This is a genomic window from Azorhizobium doebereinerae UFLA1-100 (assembly GCF_000473085.1).
In the GTDB taxonomy this organism is placed as follows: domain Bacteria; phylum Pseudomonadota; class Alphaproteobacteria; order Rhizobiales; family Xanthobacteraceae; genus Azorhizobium; species Azorhizobium doebereinerae.
This window is the reverse complement of the sequence record NZ_AXBA01000038.1, coordinates 1-13,924: the sequence shown is the minus strand read 5'-3', so window position 1 is coordinate 13,924 and position 13,924 is coordinate 1. Positions and strand designations below refer to the sequence as shown.

General features: G+C 70.9%; 13 protein-coding genes. 3 read left to right on the top strand and 10 right to left on the bottom strand.

Translation table 11 applies throughout. The annotated features are described in order from the left end of the window. Positions 1-53: 53 nt before the first annotated feature. The 6 genes from YU1_RS0122000 to YU1_RS30665 all read right to left on the bottom strand — a co-directional run bounded on the left by YU1_RS0122000 (position 54) and on the right by YU1_RS30665 (position 6,176). Positions 54-1,316, bottom strand: coding sequence for an NAD(P)/FAD-dependent oxidoreductase (locus YU1_RS0122000; protein WP_029005922.1), 1,263 nt, complete (start codon positions 1,314-1,316; stop codon positions 54-56). Positions 1,317-1,361: 45 nt separating this feature from the next. Next, on the bottom strand, positions 1,362-2,432 hold the full coding sequence (locus tag YU1_RS0121995; protein WP_051357180.1) for an enolase C-terminal domain-like protein: 1,071 nt from the start codon (positions 2,430-2,432) through the stop codon (positions 1,362-1,364). A 121-nt stretch (positions 2,433-2,553) separates the two neighbouring features. After that, on the bottom strand, positions 2,554-3,342 hold the full coding sequence (locus tag YU1_RS0121990) for an amino acid ABC transporter ATP-binding protein (RefSeq protein ID WP_029005920.1): 789 nt from the start codon (positions 3,340-3,342) through the stop codon (positions 2,554-2,556). 8 nt (positions 3,343-3,350) lie between these two features. Further along, positions 3,351-4,013, bottom strand: a complete 663-nt coding sequence (locus YU1_RS0121985; RefSeq protein ID WP_029005919.1) for an amino acid ABC transporter permease — start codon at positions 4,011-4,013, stop codon at positions 3,351-3,353. An 80-nt stretch (positions 4,014-4,093) separates the two neighbouring features. Next, a complete protein-coding gene (locus tag YU1_RS0121980; RefSeq protein ID WP_029005918.1) occupies positions 4,094-4,942 on the bottom strand; it encodes a transporter substrate-binding domain-containing protein in 849 nt (282 codons plus the stop codon). An 85-nt stretch (positions 4,943-5,027) separates the two neighbouring features. After that, positions 5,028-6,176 (bottom strand): saccharopine dehydrogenase family protein, encoded by a 1,149-nt coding sequence (locus YU1_RS30665; RefSeq protein WP_084540039.1) that lies wholly within the window; start codon positions 6,174-6,176, stop codon positions 5,028-5,030. A 121-nt stretch (positions 6,177-6,297) separates the two neighbouring features. On the opposite strand from YU1_RS30665, the gene YU1_RS0121970 reads away from it, so the two are divergent. Both YU1_RS0121970 and YU1_RS0121965 read left to right on the top strand, forming a co-directional pair. Continuing rightward, entirely contained in the window at positions 6,298-6,732 is a 435-nt protein-coding gene (locus YU1_RS0121970; RefSeq protein ID WP_029005917.1) for an Lrp/AsnC family transcriptional regulator, read from the top strand. A 225-nt stretch (positions 6,733-6,957) separates the two neighbouring features. Continuing rightward, a complete protein-coding gene (locus YU1_RS0121965; protein WP_029005916.1) occupies positions 6,958-9,051 on the top strand; it encodes a methyl-accepting chemotaxis protein in 2,094 nt (697 codons plus the stop codon). Positions 9,052-9,098: 47 nt separating this feature from the next. Here the strand turns inward: YU1_RS0121965 and YU1_RS0121960 are convergent, their stop codons facing one another. Genes YU1_RS0121960 through YU1_RS30660 form a run of 4 tightly spaced genes read right to left on the bottom strand, consistent with a single transcriptional unit; the run spans position 9,099 to position 12,950 of the window. Further along, positions 9,099-9,893, bottom strand: coding sequence for an ABC transporter ATP-binding protein (locus YU1_RS0121960; protein WP_029005915.1), 795 nt, complete (start codon positions 9,891-9,893; stop codon positions 9,099-9,101). Beyond that, positions 9,890-10,978 (bottom strand): FecCD family ABC transporter permease, encoded by a 1,089-nt coding sequence (locus tag YU1_RS0121955; RefSeq protein ID WP_342447010.1) that lies wholly within the window; start codon positions 10,976-10,978, stop codon positions 9,890-9,892. The genes YU1_RS0121960 and YU1_RS0121955 overlap by 4 nt, the downstream gene beginning before the upstream one ends. Further along, positions 10,957-12,111 (bottom strand): ABC transporter substrate-binding protein, encoded by a 1,155-nt coding sequence (locus YU1_RS0121950; protein ID WP_029005940.1) that lies wholly within the window; start codon positions 12,109-12,111, stop codon positions 10,957-10,959. The genes YU1_RS0121955 and YU1_RS0121950 overlap by 22 nt, the downstream gene beginning before the upstream one ends. Further along, a complete protein-coding gene (locus tag YU1_RS30660; RefSeq protein WP_035716315.1) occupies positions 12,108-12,950 on the bottom strand; it encodes an alpha/beta hydrolase in 843 nt (280 codons plus the stop codon). The genes YU1_RS0121950 and YU1_RS30660 overlap by 4 nt, the downstream gene beginning before the upstream one ends. A 765-nt stretch (positions 12,951-13,715) precedes the next feature. Between YU1_RS30660 and YU1_RS0121940 the strand changes: the two genes are divergently transcribed. Further along, a partial coding sequence (locus YU1_RS0121940; protein ID WP_029005913.1) for a transposase occupies positions 13,716-13,924 on the top strand: 209 nt, incomplete at its 3' end.

Sequence of the window (13,924 nt, the reverse complement as noted above, 5' to 3'; positions counted from 1 at the left end):
TCGCCGGGCCGTCCCGGCAAGGGGGCTGGCAAGGGGGCCGGCCGGAGCGGGGGTCAGCGGAAGCGGTCGGCCCGGTAGGGCATGAGCGGGCGCGCGGGCGGCCCGTCGGCGATGATGTCCGCCACCAGGCGCCCGGTGATCGGGCCGCAGGCCAGCCCCACATGGCCATGGCCGAAGGCATGGACGATGTCGGCGCTGGCGGCGGCGGGGCCGATCACCGGCAGGCCGTCGGGCGTGGAGGGGCGATGGCCCATCCAGCGCGTGAGGCGCGCCTCCGGCACCTGTCGCGGCAGGCCGGGATAGGTGTTCAGGAGATGGTCGAGCAGCACGTCGGCGCGCTTCCAGTTCGGCTCGGCGTCCACGGCGGCCAGCTCCACCTGCCCGGAGGCGCGCAGGCCCGCCCGTGTCGGGGTATTGGCCATCTTGCCGTCGCTGGGCATCACCGGCGTGCGCGGCGACACCTCGGGATCGGCCAGCACCACATGGTAGCCGCGCTCGCTGGCAAGGCTCACCCGGTCCCCCGCCGCCGCCGCCAGCGGCCGGGAGCGGATGCCGGCGGCGATCACCGCCCGGTCGCAGGCCACCTCCCCCTGGAAGGTGCGCACCGCCTTGAGGCGCCCGTCCTGGATGTCGAAGCCGGTGGCGCCGGCCGGAACATGGTGCAGGCCGAGGCGCTTGGCATAAGCCACCAGTCCGGCCACATAGGCGCCGGGGTCCTGGCAATGGGCACCGGCCTCCACCAGCACGCCGAAGCCGTAGCGCGGATCGAGCGCCGGCTCGAAGGCGCGCAGGGCCGGGCCGTCCAGCTCGCGCCAGGCGACGCCGTTGTCGCTCCGCAGCCGCCAGGCCAGCGCCTCGGCTTCGAACGCGGCGCGGCCGGGATAGGCATAGAGCAGGCCGCGCCGCACGATGAGATCGGACAGGCCGGCCTCGGCGGCGAGCGCCTGATGCCGCTCCGGCGCATCCGCCAGCAGCGCGCTCAGCGCGCGGGCGGTGGCCTCCACCTTGGCCTCGGTGGCCCCGGCGGAGAGGAAGCGCAGCAGCCAGGGCGCCAGATGCGGCAGCGCCGCCCAGCGGATGGTCAGCGGGCCGAGCGGGTCGAGCAGATAGCCCGGCACCTTCTTCCACAGGCCGGGCATGGACATGGGCACGACGGAGGCCGGGCTCAGCCACGCGCCGTTGCCGAAGCTCGCCGCCTGCTCGCCGCCCGGCGCGCCGGGCTCCACCAGCGTGACGCGATGGCCGTCGCGCAGCAATTCGACGGCGGTGGCGGCGCCGACGATCCCGGCTCCGATGACGACCACATGCAGGCCCATGACACGAACTTTCCCAATGCGGCGCGTGAGCGCTCCGCGAGGATCTTAGCGCTCGGCGAGGATCTTGGCGTTGCCGCGCAGCGAGGCCTCGCTCACCGTGATGCCGAGGCCGGGGCCGTCGGGCACGATCACGTGGCCGTCGCGATTGGCGATGCGCGCCTCCAGCACGTCCTCGGTGAGGACATGGTGCGGCATGTAGAATTCGCAGCCCAGCGAGATGCCCGGCGTCGCCGCGATCAGCTGGGTGCCGGCGGCGAGCGCGATGCCGCCCTCCCACAAAGTGCCGCCGTAGCCCGGCAGGCCGGCGGTGTCGGCGATGGCCATCAGGCCCTGCGCCTTCATGAGGCCGCCGCACTTCATGATCTTCACCGAGATGGCGTCCGCCGCCTGCCGCCGCACCACCTCCATCAGGTCCACGGCGTCGAAGCAGCTCTCGTCCGCCAGGATCGGCGTGTCGAGCGCGGCGGCAAAGCCCGCCATGGCGTCCAGGTGGCGGCGCGGCACCGGCTGCTCGATGAAGGTGGGGCGGAAGGCGTCCACGTCGCGCAGGATCTTCATGGCGCCGAACGGGTCGAGCGCCTGGTTGAAGTCGAGCCGCAGATCGATGGCGGCGCCGAACTCCCCGCGCAGGGTCTCCAGGATGCGCAGTTCCTCCGCGTGCGGCTTCACCCCGGTCTTCATCTTGAACAGCGTGTGCCCGCCGGGGACCATGCTGCGCAGACGCTCAAGATCGGCGTCGAAGTCCGGGTCGGCGATGGAGAAGGACAGAGGGATGCGATCGCGCACCCGCCCGCCCAGCAGGTCCGCCACCGACAGGCCGGTGGCCTTGCCGAGGATGTCCATCAGCGCCATCTCGACCGCCACCTTGGCCTCGCCATGGCCGACCAGCACCTTGTCCATGCGCGCCGTCAATTCGCGCACGCGCTTGATGCGGGCGCCGAGGACGAGCGGGCGCAGATAGATGTCGAGCGCGGCGAAGGCGGCCTCCGGCGTGCCGGTGAACACCTCCCACGGCGCCGCCTCGCCCCAGCCGACGATGCCGTCGGCGCTGGTGACTTCCAGCAGCACGCGCTTGACCGAGCCCTTCACATTGCCGACGCCCTGGAGGCGGGCCATCTTGATCGGGCTCTCGACCAGGAAGATGCGGATACGCTCGACGACGCTGTCCCAGCTCACGGGCTTGGGTCCTTTCAGGCAGAGGCGGGCGGCACGGCCGCCGCGCGGAACGATGCGGGTCTCAGGCGGTGGCGGCGGGGGCCTCGCCGCGCTTGTGGAAGTGGCTGAGGAAGGCGCGGGTGGCCGCCTCGCGCGGCGCGTCGATGACCTGCTGCGCCGGCCCCTCCTCCACCACCACGCCGTCGCGCATGAAGATGACGCGGTCCGCCACCTCGCGGGCGAAGGCGATCTCATGGGTGACGATCACCATGGTCATGCCCTCCTTCGCCAGCGCGCGCATGACCGCGAGCACCTCGCCCACCAGCTCGGGATCGAGCGCGGAGGTGGCCTCGTCGAACAGCATCACCTCCGGCTCCATGGCCAGCGCGCGGGCGATGGCCACGCGCTGCTTCTGGCCGCCGGACAGCTTGTTGGGATAGGCGTCCGCCTTGTCCGCCAGCCCCACCTTGGCCAGCAGGCTGCGGGCCAGCGGCTCGGCCTTGGCCTTCGGCAGGCCGCGCACGGTGAGCGGGCCCTCCATCACATTGGCCAGCACGCTCATGTGCGGGAACAGGTTGAAGTGCTGGAACACCATGCCGGTGTTGGCGCGGAAGCGGGCCAGCTCCTTCACCCCCGGCAGGCGCGTGCCGGTGCCGAAGGCGAAGCTGTCGCCGCCCACCCGCACCCGGCCGCCGTCCGGCACCACCAGGAGGTTGATGCAGCGCAGGAGCGTGGACTTGCCCGAGCCGGACGGGCCGATCAGCGCCACCACGCCGCCGGGCTCCACCGAGAGGTTGATGTCCTTCAGCACCTCCAGGTCGCCGAAGCACTTGCGCAGGGCGGCGACCTCGATCTTGGACTGGCTCGTCATGGCGCGCCTCAATCGGTGGTCGCGAGCCGCGCCTCGCCGCGCCGCACCAGCAGCGTCAGCGGGAACAGCGCGAGGAAATAGATGATGGCGATCACCGTGTAGAGCTCCAGCGGGCGGTAGCTGTCATGCGCCGCCACCTGCCCCTGGTAGAGCAGGTCCGGCACCGCCAGCACCGAGACCAGCGAGGTGTTCTTGAACTGGATGATCGACTGGTTCATCAGCGGCGGCACCATGCGCTTGAGCGCCTGGGGCAGCACCACGCGGCGCATGATCTGCGCCGGCAGCATGCCGAGCGCCTCGCCCGCCTCGGTCTGCCCGCGGTCGATGGAGACGATGCCGCCGCGGATGATCTCCGCATAGAAGGAGCCGCCATAGAGCGAGAGCGCCAGGATGCCGGCGGTGAGCGCGGACATCTCGATGCCGGTGAGGATCGGCATGGCGTAATAGAACCACACCAGTTGCACCAGCAGCGGCGTGCAGCGGAACACCTCCACATAGGCCGAGGCCAGCCAGGCCAGCGGGCGGAACGCGGAGAGCTTGGCCAGAGCGGCGGCGAGGCCCATGACGAGCCCCAGCACGACGATGGCGATGGTGAAGCCGACCGTCACCCCGAGCCCGTCCAGCAGCAGCCAGCGGTAGGTCCAGACCAGCCCGAAATCCCAGTGATACATGCCACGTCCTCAATCGAGGGAACGGCCGCGGCACCGCGCCGGCCGAGCCGGTGCGGTGCCGCGGCCGAAGGCCCGAGCGCTCAGAGCTGGATGCCGGCGGGCATGTCCGCCTCGGTCACGCCCACCAGCTCCATGTTGGCGATGATGGTGGAGCGGATGAAGCCGAGGCCCTTGTTGTAGTCGATCCAGGTGTTGACGTAGTCGCGCCAGGTCTTGTCGCCCTCGCGGCGGAAGCCGGCGTTGGAGGTGGTGGAGAACACCGGCGTCGGCACCAGCAGCTGGCCCACGTTGGGGTTCTTCTTGCGCACGGTGAGCGCCAGCATGAGGATGATGCACTGGGCGTCCACGCGGCCGGAGATGAGCGCCATGGTGGCCTCGTCCGCGCTCTTCAGGCGCACGATCTGCGCCTTGGGGCAGAGGCGGCTGACCACCTGGTCGTGCGAGGAGCCGACATCCACCGAAATCTTCACGTCGGGAGTGTTCAGCTCGGCCCAGGTCTTCGGCGCGAAGTCCTTCTTGGTGAGCATGGTGAAGGCGTTGGAGAACACCGGCACCGAGAAGTCGACAACCAGCGCGCGCTTGGGCGTCGGGTTCAATCCGAAGAAGATGTCGATCTTGTTGGCCTGGAGGTCGAGCACCGCATTGCCCCAGGTGGTCTCGGTGATCTCCAGCTGCACCTCCAGCTCGTCGGCCAGGGCCTTGGAGATGTCGATGTAGAAGCCCTTCCACTGACCGGACGCCAGGTCCTTGTGGTAATAGGGCGCGGCGCCGGCCACCGCGCCGATGCGCAGCTTCTTGGTGCGGCGGATGCGGTCGAAGGTGGTCTCCTCGGCGGTCTGGGCCGCGGCCGGGGCGATCAATCCGCCCATGGCCGCGGCGGTCGCCGCACCGGCACCCACAAGCGCTGCAAGGTTTCGACGCGAGATCATAGGTCCCCTCTTCGGTTCTGGTTGGTACCTTTCGGAGCTTGTTTCGCTGCCGTTGTCAAATGGGGAAAGCCTGCCGCGCGCGGTGTCACCCCGCCTTTCGCAACGGAATTCCATTGCTTGCTGCCGCCGCCCCGCCTTCGGCGCGGGGCGTCGCGGCGAAGCCCGGCGCGAGGCGCAGGCCGGCCTGGGTGGAAAGGAAGTCGGCGAGCCCCGCCTCCTCCTGCCGCACGAAGCCCTTGGCCGGCAGCTGGCCCATGAGGAACAGCTCCACCATGGCGACGCAGCCCGCCGCCGTGGTGAGCTGGATCGCGCTCATCTCCGGCGTGCCGTAATAGCGCAGCACGGTGCTCTCCTCCTCCAGCCGGCCGTTGCGCTCGCCGACCCCGGTGACGAACACCACCACCACGTCCTTGCGGGTGAAGGGGGCGGCGCGGTTGAGGATCCTGCGCAGCGTGTCGCGGTCGTCGGCCAGTTCCAGGCCGCGCAGCAGAAGCTTCATGATCTCCGCATGGCCGGGATAGCGCAGCGTCTTGTAGCTGAGGTCGCTCACCTTGCCGTCCAGCGTCTCGGTCAGCGTGCCGAGGCCGCCGGAGGTGTTGAACGCCTCGTAGGAGACGCCGTCGATCATCACATGTTCCAGCCCCTCCAGCGCCGGCACCAGGATGGGCTTGCCCTCGAACACGATCTCGCAGGGGTTGCAATATTCGTTGATCAGCCCGTCCACCGACCAGGTCACGTTGTAGGCGAGCGCGTTGGTGGGATAGAGCGGCAGCGCGCCGACCCGCATCTTCACCGCCTTCAGCTTCTCGAACCGCGCCGCCATGTCGGCGCCGAGGATGCAGATGAAGCCCGGCGCCAGCCCGCATTGCGGCACCAGCGCCACCTCGGCGGTGGCGCCGAGCTGCTTGATGAAGCCGGTGGTCTCCACATCCTCGGTCAGGTCGAAATAGTGCGTGCCGGTGGCCACCGCCGCGCCGGCGATGCCTTTGTTGAGGAAATAGGGGCAGGCGCTCACCACCACGTCGCGGTCGGCGAGGAAGGCCCTGAGCGCGGCCGGGTCCGCCACGTCGAGCCGGGCGGTGCGCACGGCGCCGCCCTCGGCGAGGGCGAGCTGCGCCGGATCGGCGTCGGCCAGCGTCACCGCGTGCCCCTGCTCGGCCAGCATGGCGGCGATCACCGCGCCGATCTGGCCGGCGCCGAGGACGGCGATGCGCTTGGAGGGAAGGATCTGCATGGTCTGGCCCCTGGGAGTGATACGTGTGTCCCAGGCATGGTGCAGGCCGGCTTCGGCGGATGAAACCCCGATGCTGACGATATAAATGGACCATAAAGACAGATTGCCGTAGCTTTTCGGCATGTTGCCGATCGATGCCACCGACCAGACGCTGATCGCTTTGCTGCGCGAGAACGCCCGCGCGCCGACCTCGGAGCTGGCCCGCGCGCTGAAGCTCTCGCGCACCACGGTGCAGAGCCGCATCGAGCGGCTGGAGCGGCGCGGCATCATCACCGGCTACGGCGTGCGGGTGTCGGACGCCTATGAGCAGGGCCTGGTCAAGGCACACGTGCTGATCACCGTCCTGCCGAAGCTGGCGCGGCGCGTGGAAGGCGAACTGCGCGCCATCCGCGAGGTGCGCACGCTGCATTCGGTGAGCGGCAGCTTCGATCTCATCGCCGTGGTGGTGGCGCCCTCGGTGGCCCAGCTCGACGCGCTGGTGGACCAGATCGGCGAGCTGGAGGGCGTCGAGCGCACCATGACCTCGGTCATCCTGTCCACCCGCATCGACCGCTGAGCCCGGCCCGGAGTCTCGTGACGCGCTCCCGTGAAACGCTCACGTGGAGGGCTCTCGGAGAGGGCTCTCGCCCCCGGGCTGTGGCGGCGGCTCTCACCGCAAAGCTCTCGCGGGCGCCGGGAGCGATGTTTCCGTGACGCTGCGATGACGAAAAGAGGCCCGCAAGATCAGCGCAAGCTTCGAATGAGATGTTCCACCGATTTTATTCGAGCGCGCGGGCCTCTCATGCGGATCACCATCAAGACGACACTCATCTCGCTGTTCTGCATGATGAGCCTCATCGTTGCGGGCCTGTGCGTCTCGGCGCTGGTCTCCGCCTATCACGTGCATCAGGCCGCGCAGGAGGTGACCGAGCTGGCGGACATCGATCGCGACCTGGTGGACGGGCTGGGAAGCTACCGCTTCGAGCGCGGCGGCAGCACCACGGTGCTCACCGTCGCCAGCGCCGACAGCCCGGCCTATCGCGAGCAGATGGCCCAGCGCCGCGCCAAGGTGACCGCCGCCATCGACGGCGCCCTCGCCAAGCTCGCCATCGCCGCCGACCCGGCCCTGACCCCGCTCGCCACCCGCCTGCGCGCCGAGTTCCAGACCGTCAAGGGCCTGCGCACCGAGATGGACACGCAGCTCAACCGCCCCATGGACCAGCGCGACCCCAACGTGGCGCGCCGCATCACCGCCGATGGTGGGCAGATGCTCACCACGCTGGAGGCGCTCTCCAACGCGGTGGAAGCGCAGATCCAGGCGCATGACCCGGCCATGGCGCAGCTGATCCTCGCCCGCAGCATGGCCTGGGCCACCCGCGCTTTGGTGGGCAGCGCCTCGCTCCAGCTCAACACCGTGGTGGGCGAGAAGCGGCCGCTGACGCCGGAGGAGGACCGCTCCCTCACCACGCTCGATTCCCGCGCCGAATTCGCCTGGAACGCGGTGCGCGACATCGGCCTCGCCGCCAATGCCCCGGCCGCGCTGAAGGCCGCCGTAGAAGCCGCGCAGACCGCCAATTACGGCGGCACCTTCAAGCCGTTGCGCGACGAGGTGCTGCGCAAGGTCCGCGCCGGCCAGCCGAGCGGCCTGGATCTGCAGCAGTGGCGCAGCGCCGCCGACCCCGGCCAGACCGCCATCTCGGCCGCCGTCGCCGCCGCCGTGGACAGCCTGCTCGCCGCCGCCGCCGCCACCGAGGCCACGGCCCGCAACAAGCTCATCGTCTATGGCGTGATCCTGGCGGTCGCCGTCATCCTCACCGTGGTCGGCCTGCTGGTGGTGGTGCGCCGCGTCACCGGCCCCATCTCCAGCCTCACCCGCGTCATGACCGAGGTGGCCGACGGCGACCTTCAGGTCGAGGTGCCCGGCGCCGCCCGGCACGACGAGATCGGCGCCATGGCCAAGGCGCTGCTGGTGTTCAAGGACAACCTCGCCCGCACCCGGCAGATGGAAGACGACGCCGCGCGCCAGCGCATCGAGGCGGAAGCCGAGCGCAAGGAGATGATGCAGGGCCTCGCCTCGGAGTTCGAGCGCGAGGTGGGCGGCATCATCGGCACCGTCTCCACCTCCTCGGAGGAATTGCAGAAGACCGCGAGCCGCATGGCCAAGGCGGCGGAGAAGACCTCGGCCCAGTCCACCGCCGTGGCCGCCGCCGCCGAGGAAGCCTCCACCAACGTGGTGATGGTCGCCTCCTCGGCCGAGGAACTCGGTTCCTCGGTGGACGAGATCGCCCGCCAGGTGCAGCAGTCGGCCCAGATGTCCGCCACGGCGGTGCAGGAGGCCACCAAGACCGGCGAAGTGATCCGCGAGCTCGCCCAGGCGGCCTCGCGCATCGGCGACGTCATCGGCCTGATCTCCAACATCGCCGAGCAGACCAACCTTTTGGCCCTCAACGCCACCATCGAGGCGGCGCGCGCCGGGGATGCCGGCAAGGGCTTCGCCGTGGTCGCCTCCGAAGTGAAGGCGCTGGCCACCCAGACCGCCAAGGCCACCGAGGACATCTCCATCCAGATCACCGCCATCCAGACCTCCACCGATCAGGCGGTGAAGGTGATCGAGGGCGTCGGCCAGCAGATCCGCCAGATGAGCGACGTGGCGAGCGGCATCTCCGCCGCCGTCGAGGAGCAGGGCATCGCCACCCGCGAGATCGTGCGCAACGTCGATCAGGCGGCCACCGGCACCAATTCGGTGAACGGCCACATCGCCGAAGTGGCGAAGACCGCCGACGAGACCGGCGCGGCCGCCTCCATGGTGCTGGATGCCTCCACCGCGCTCACCAGCCAGGCCAAGCGCCTGGAGGAACAGATGGAGCGCTTCCTCCAGACCGTGCGCACCGCCTGAACCCTCTCGGGGCGGGGTCCGCGACGGACCGCCGCCCCGCCGCAGGCTCAGGCCAGCGGCGCGTCCACCATCACTTGCAGGCGGCCCTGCGAGCAGGTCTCGACGCGCGCCTCCACGCCATAGACCTGCGCCAGCACGCGCGGCGTGATCGCCGCCTCGGGCGTCCCCTGCGCGGCGCAGGCGCCCTTGTCCAGCACCACCACATGGTCGGCATAGCGGGCCGCCAGAGCGAGGTCGTGCAGCACCACGGCCACCACCCGCCCCTCCCGCGCCAGCCGGCGCAGCAGCCCCATCACCACCGCCTGGTGGCGCAGGTCCAGCGCGCTGGTGGGCTCGTCCAGCAGCAGCACGCGCGGCTCGCCCACCACCGCCTGGGCGAGACTCACCAATTGCCGCTGGCCGCCGGACAGCCGGTCGATCGGCTCCAGCGCCAGCGCGCCGATGCCCATCTCCACCAGCAGCGCGGCGGCCCGCGCGCGCGCGGCCGCGCCCGGCAGCGGTGCCGCGCCCGGCACGGCGCGCAGCGCCGCGATCACCGTCTCGATCACCGACAGCGCCACGCCCTGGGGCAAGGCCTGCGGCATGAAGCCGACGATGGCGGCGCGGCGGGCGCGCGGCAGCCGCAGCAGGTCCTCGCCGCCGAGCCGCACGGCGCCGCGCGCGGGAATGAGGCCGGACAGCGCCCGCAGCAGCGTCGACTTGCCGGCGGCGTTCGGCCCCACCAGCGCCGTCACCTGCCCGGCGCGGAACGGCGCCAGCGTGAGGTCGCGCACCACCGGCCGGTGGCGATAGCCCGCCGACAGGCCGGAGACGACGAGATCCGTGTCGCCCGCTTCCCTCATGCGCTCCTCCGCGAAGCCAGCACCAGGGCGAGGAAGATGGGCACGCCCACCAGCGCGGTGACGATGCCCACCGGCAGCACCGCGCCGGTGACCAGCAGCTTGGAGGCGCTGGCCGCCAGCGACAGCACCAGCGCGCCGCAGAGCGCGCTGGCGGGAATGAGCAGGCGGTGATCCTCGCCCACCAGCAGGCGCGCCATGTGCGGCGCCACCAGCCCGATGAAGCCGATGACGCCGACGAAGGCCACCGCCGTGCCGGTCAGCAGGCTGATGCGCACCAGCGCCAGCAGCCGCAGCCGGCCCACGGCGATGCCGAGGCTCTCCGCCCGCTCCGCGCCGAGGCGCAAGGCGGTGAGCTGCCAGGCGCTGGCCAGCGACCAGGGCAGCACGCCCGCCAGCACGATGGCGAGCACGGCGAGTTGCTCGCCATTGGCCCGCCCGAGGCTGCCCAGGGTCCAGAACACCAGTTGCTGCAATGCCTGCTGGCTGGCGATGAACTGCACCAGCCCGACCAAAGCGTTGAAGGAGAAGAACAAGGCGATGCCGAACAGCACCACGGTCTCCCCGCCCGCCCCGCGCAGCCGCGACAGCGCCTGGATCAGCAGCGTGGAGCCGAAGGCGAACAGGAAAGCATTGGCCGGCACGATCCAGGCCGACGGGATGCCGGGGACGCCGATGCCGAGCACGATGGCGAGCGCGGCGCCGAACACCGCCGCCGACGAGGTGCCGAGCGTCAGCGGCGAGGCCAAAGGATTGTTGAGCACGGTCTGCATTTCCGCCCCCGCCACCGCCAGGCTGGCGCCCACCAGCAGCGCCATCAGCGCCTGCGGCAGGCGCAGGCCGTGCACGATGACCACCGTGGTGCGCGGCGCGCTGTCCGGCCAGACGAGCGCCCGCGCCGCGTCGAGGACGGTGACGCCGGACGGGCCGGTGGCGAGGTCGAGAAGGACCGCGCCCAGCACCAGCACGGCCAGAGCGGCGATCACCAGCAGCCGGCGGCGCACCAGCCGCCCGTAGCCGGCGACGGCGGCATGGACCTCGCCCACGGCCTCGCGCGCGCCGCCGGTCATGGCGTGAGGCTGATCCAATAGCTGCCCTCCAGCGGCACCGCCAGGAAGCGGGCGTTCATCTCGTCCAGCGTGGCGCGCGGGTCGAGGTCGGCGAACAGCTCGGGATGGATCCACTTGGCCAGCACCTCGGCCACCAGCACGTTGGTCGGCATGTTGATGAGGTTGTGGTAGAGGCCGTGCACCCGCCCCTCCCGCACCGCCGCGAGCTGGGCGATGCCGGTGCGCGCGGTGAGGCCCGCCAGCGCGGCGCGCGCCTGCGCCTCCGGAATGCCCGGCCCCAGCACCAGCCCGCCTGTGCCGATGAGATGGGTGCCGCCGGTGGCCACATAGACCGCCGGATCGGCGCTCATGACATATTCCAGGCTGAGATGCCCATGGGTGCCGGTCAGCACCTCGGCGGCGATGTTCTGGCCGCCGGCGAAATCGATGAAGTCGCCGACGCTGCCGCGCCCCGGCGCGTTGCAGCATTCGCCGAACGCCCCCGCATGGGCCTCCATCAGCACCTTGGGGCGGGCGAGGCCGGGGGTGTCCAGCCGCGCGGCGATGCGCGCCATGTGCGCCGCGTAGAAGGCCACATAGGCCTCCGCCTGCGCCTCCCGGCCCAGCGCCCGGCCGAGGATGCGCATGCTGGGCACGGTGTTCTGGAACGGATGGGCGTAGAAATCGACGAAGATCACCGGCACGCCCGCCGCCGTGAACGGCTTCACCACCTCCTCCGGCCGCCCGGCGCCGAGCCGGCCGGAGAGGATGACGAGATCCGGATCGACGCTCAGCGCCTTCTCCACCGAGAAGGAGGCGTCGGATTCCTCGCCCACCACCGGCACCTGCTCCACCGCCGGGAACTTCGCCTTCACCCGCGCGTAATTGGGCACGTCGCGCCGCTTGAGGTCGGCCGACCAGCCGGCCAGCGGCGCCACCGGGTCCGGCAGCAGCAGGGCGAGGGCGAAGATCTGCCGCCCCTCCGCCAGCACGATGCGCCGGGCGGGACCGGGCAGCGTGACGCTGCGCCCGGCGATGTCGGTGAGGGTGATCGGCGCGGCCGCAGCCGAAGTCCCCCACAGGCAGGCCGCCCACAGGCCGGCGGCCAGAAGCGGCAGCATGAGGACAGGAAGCCGGCGCAGGCCGGCGCGGACGAAGCCAAGGGCGGTCATCGGGGGGTCTCCGGCTGGAGCGCGAACGACACCGCGCGGCTGAGCGCGGCGGGCACCACGGAGCCGTGGTTCTCGCCGGCGATGAGATCGAAGCGCACGGCGAGCCGCTCCGGCGCGAGGCGGGCGAGCCGGCCGGCGAGCGCCTGCGCCTCCTCCGCCACGCGGTGCTCGGCGAGGCGCGCGTCCACCGCCGCATCGCCGGTGCGGGTGGTGGCCTGCTCCAGCCCGCCCGCCGCCAGCAGCAGCGCCAGCGGCCCCGGCGCGGCGGCGAGGCGATCCGCGAAGGCGGCTTCCCCGGCCTGAACCGCCGCCCGGCCGCGCCACACCGAGGGGCTGAGCGCCACCGAGGTGCGGAACAGGCCCGGCCGCGCGAATAGCGCCTGGAGGACGAACAGCCCGCCGTAGGAATGGCCGAGCAGCGTGCCGGCCGACAGGTCCAGCGACAGCAGGCCGGCGAGGCGCGGCAGCAGGTCGTCCGCCAGCGCGTCCAGGAAGGCGGCGGCGCCGGGCGGGGTATAGTCCCGCTCGCGCTGCGCGAGGTCGAAGGCGCCGTCGGTCTCGTAGCCGAGGCCGATGACCACCGGCTCGGCCAGCGTGGAGCCGGGGCGCAGGGTGCGCACCCGCACCGCCTCCAGCAACGTGAAGAAATAGGCGTTGCCGTCGAGCATCACCAGGAAGGGGTGGCCGCCGGGCGGCGGCGGCGCCTCCGGCCAGGAGGCCTCGACCCGCAGCATCCGGCCGCCCGCCTCCAGCCGCCAGCGCCCGGTGCGCGGCCGGCCGGCGGCTTCGGGAGGCTCGGGTGCGGGCGCGGCGCGGCGCGAAGGGGACAGGAGCTGCATCTCTTGGACATCAAGACCTGGGAACCATGTGTAGGCGCGCCTGCCACCCCGCCTCCAGAGCAAAGCCTTTTGCAAAAGCGCCTATTGTTTTTGGATCAGCGTCATTCGCCGCACACCGGCCGTGCACGGTCGGCACTTTGGACGAGGATGCTTGCCGATGCGATGCCCCGGCTGCAACTTTGGAACGAGACTAAAGCCAATCTGCCGCCGGACACTTGGCGGCGGTCCCGCAACATCTGCGCGGCCGGCGGGGGATGCGTCGGACGGGGCCGATCGGCGGTCAAGACCTGACGGCCGTGCAGCAGAACGCCGTCATCACCGGCCTCGATCCGGGGATCCTAGGGTCACCGCTCGTGCCGGCTGTGAGAGGTCTTCGGCGAAACGAGACACATCCCGGGCGGGCGGACGCCAGCACAGGCTCGGGCACCTCCCCCCTTGCGGGGGAGGGCAGGGAGGGGGGTGAAGCGCCATCCGCTCTCGCCCTGATCGAATGTCCGTGCATCGCGCGAGCCCGTGGAGCCGGTGTACTTCGGCTACGCAGCGGCCGCCGTCGGTGAGTGAAGACACCGGGATATTCATAGCAGGGATTATCCGAGATCACGCGGGATTTGGTGGGGACGAACCGCGCATTGGGAAGGGCTTACGGAGGAAGGTGGTCGCGGTGGCGCGCTCGGGCTCGCTGTCTTTCAGAAAACAACAAACTAGGCTCAGGACCTATTAATTTGCCTTGAGTTGTGATTCACAGTCTCCATTGAGGAGGCTGTGATGAGCGATTTGTTCCTGCTGAGCGAAAGGCAGATGTCTCGGATCTCGCCCTTCTTTCCCTTGGCCCATGGCGTGCCGCGCGTCGATGACCGCCGGGTGGTGAGTGGCATCGTTTATGTGATCCGCAACGGGTTGCAGTGGAAGGATGCCCCCAAGGACTACGGCCCGCACAAGACGCTGTACAACCGCTTCATCCGCTGGAGCCGGCT

Excerpts from the sequence above, each read along its gene's own strand:
- YU1_RS0122000 (WP_029005922.1), bottom strand. The coding sequence starts at position 1,316 with ATGGGCCTGCATGTGGTCGTCATCGGAGCCGGGATCGTCGGCGCCGCC.
- YU1_RS0121995 (WP_051357180.1), bottom strand. The coding sequence starts at position 2,432 with ATGGCCCGCCTCCAGGGCGTCGGCAATGTGAAGGGCTCGGTCAAGCGC.
- YU1_RS0121990 (WP_029005920.1), bottom strand. The coding sequence starts at position 3,342 with ATGACGAGCCAGTCCAAGATCGAGGTCGCCGCCCTGCGCAAGTGCTTC.
- YU1_RS0121985 (WP_029005919.1), bottom strand. The coding sequence starts at position 4,013 with ATGTATCACTGGGATTTCGGGCTGGTCTGGACCTACCGCTGGCTGCTG.
- YU1_RS0121980 (WP_029005918.1), bottom strand. The coding sequence starts at position 4,942 with ATGATCTCGCGTCGAAACCTTGCAGCGCTTGTGGGTGCCGGTGCGGCG.
- YU1_RS30665 (WP_084540039.1), bottom strand. The coding sequence starts at position 6,176 with ATGCAGATCCTTCCCTCCAAGCGCATCGCCGTCCTCGGCGCCGGCCAG.
- YU1_RS0121970 (WP_029005917.1), top strand. The coding sequence starts at position 6,298 with ATGTTGCCGATCGATGCCACCGACCAGACGCTGATCGCTTTGCTGCGC.
- YU1_RS0121965 (WP_029005916.1), top strand. The coding sequence starts at position 6,958 with ATGCGGATCACCATCAAGACGACACTCATCTCGCTGTTCTGCATGATG.
- YU1_RS0121960 (WP_029005915.1), bottom strand. The coding sequence starts at position 9,893 with ATGAGGGAAGCGGGCGACACGGATCTCGTCGTCTCCGGCCTGTCGGCG.
- YU1_RS0121950 (WP_029005940.1), bottom strand. The coding sequence starts at position 12,111 with ATGACCGCCCTTGGCTTCGTCCGCGCCGGCCTGCGCCGGCTTCCTGTC.
- YU1_RS30660 (WP_035716315.1), bottom strand. The coding sequence starts at position 12,950 with ATGCAGCTCCTGTCCCCTTCGCGCCGCGCCGCGCCCGCACCCGAGCCT.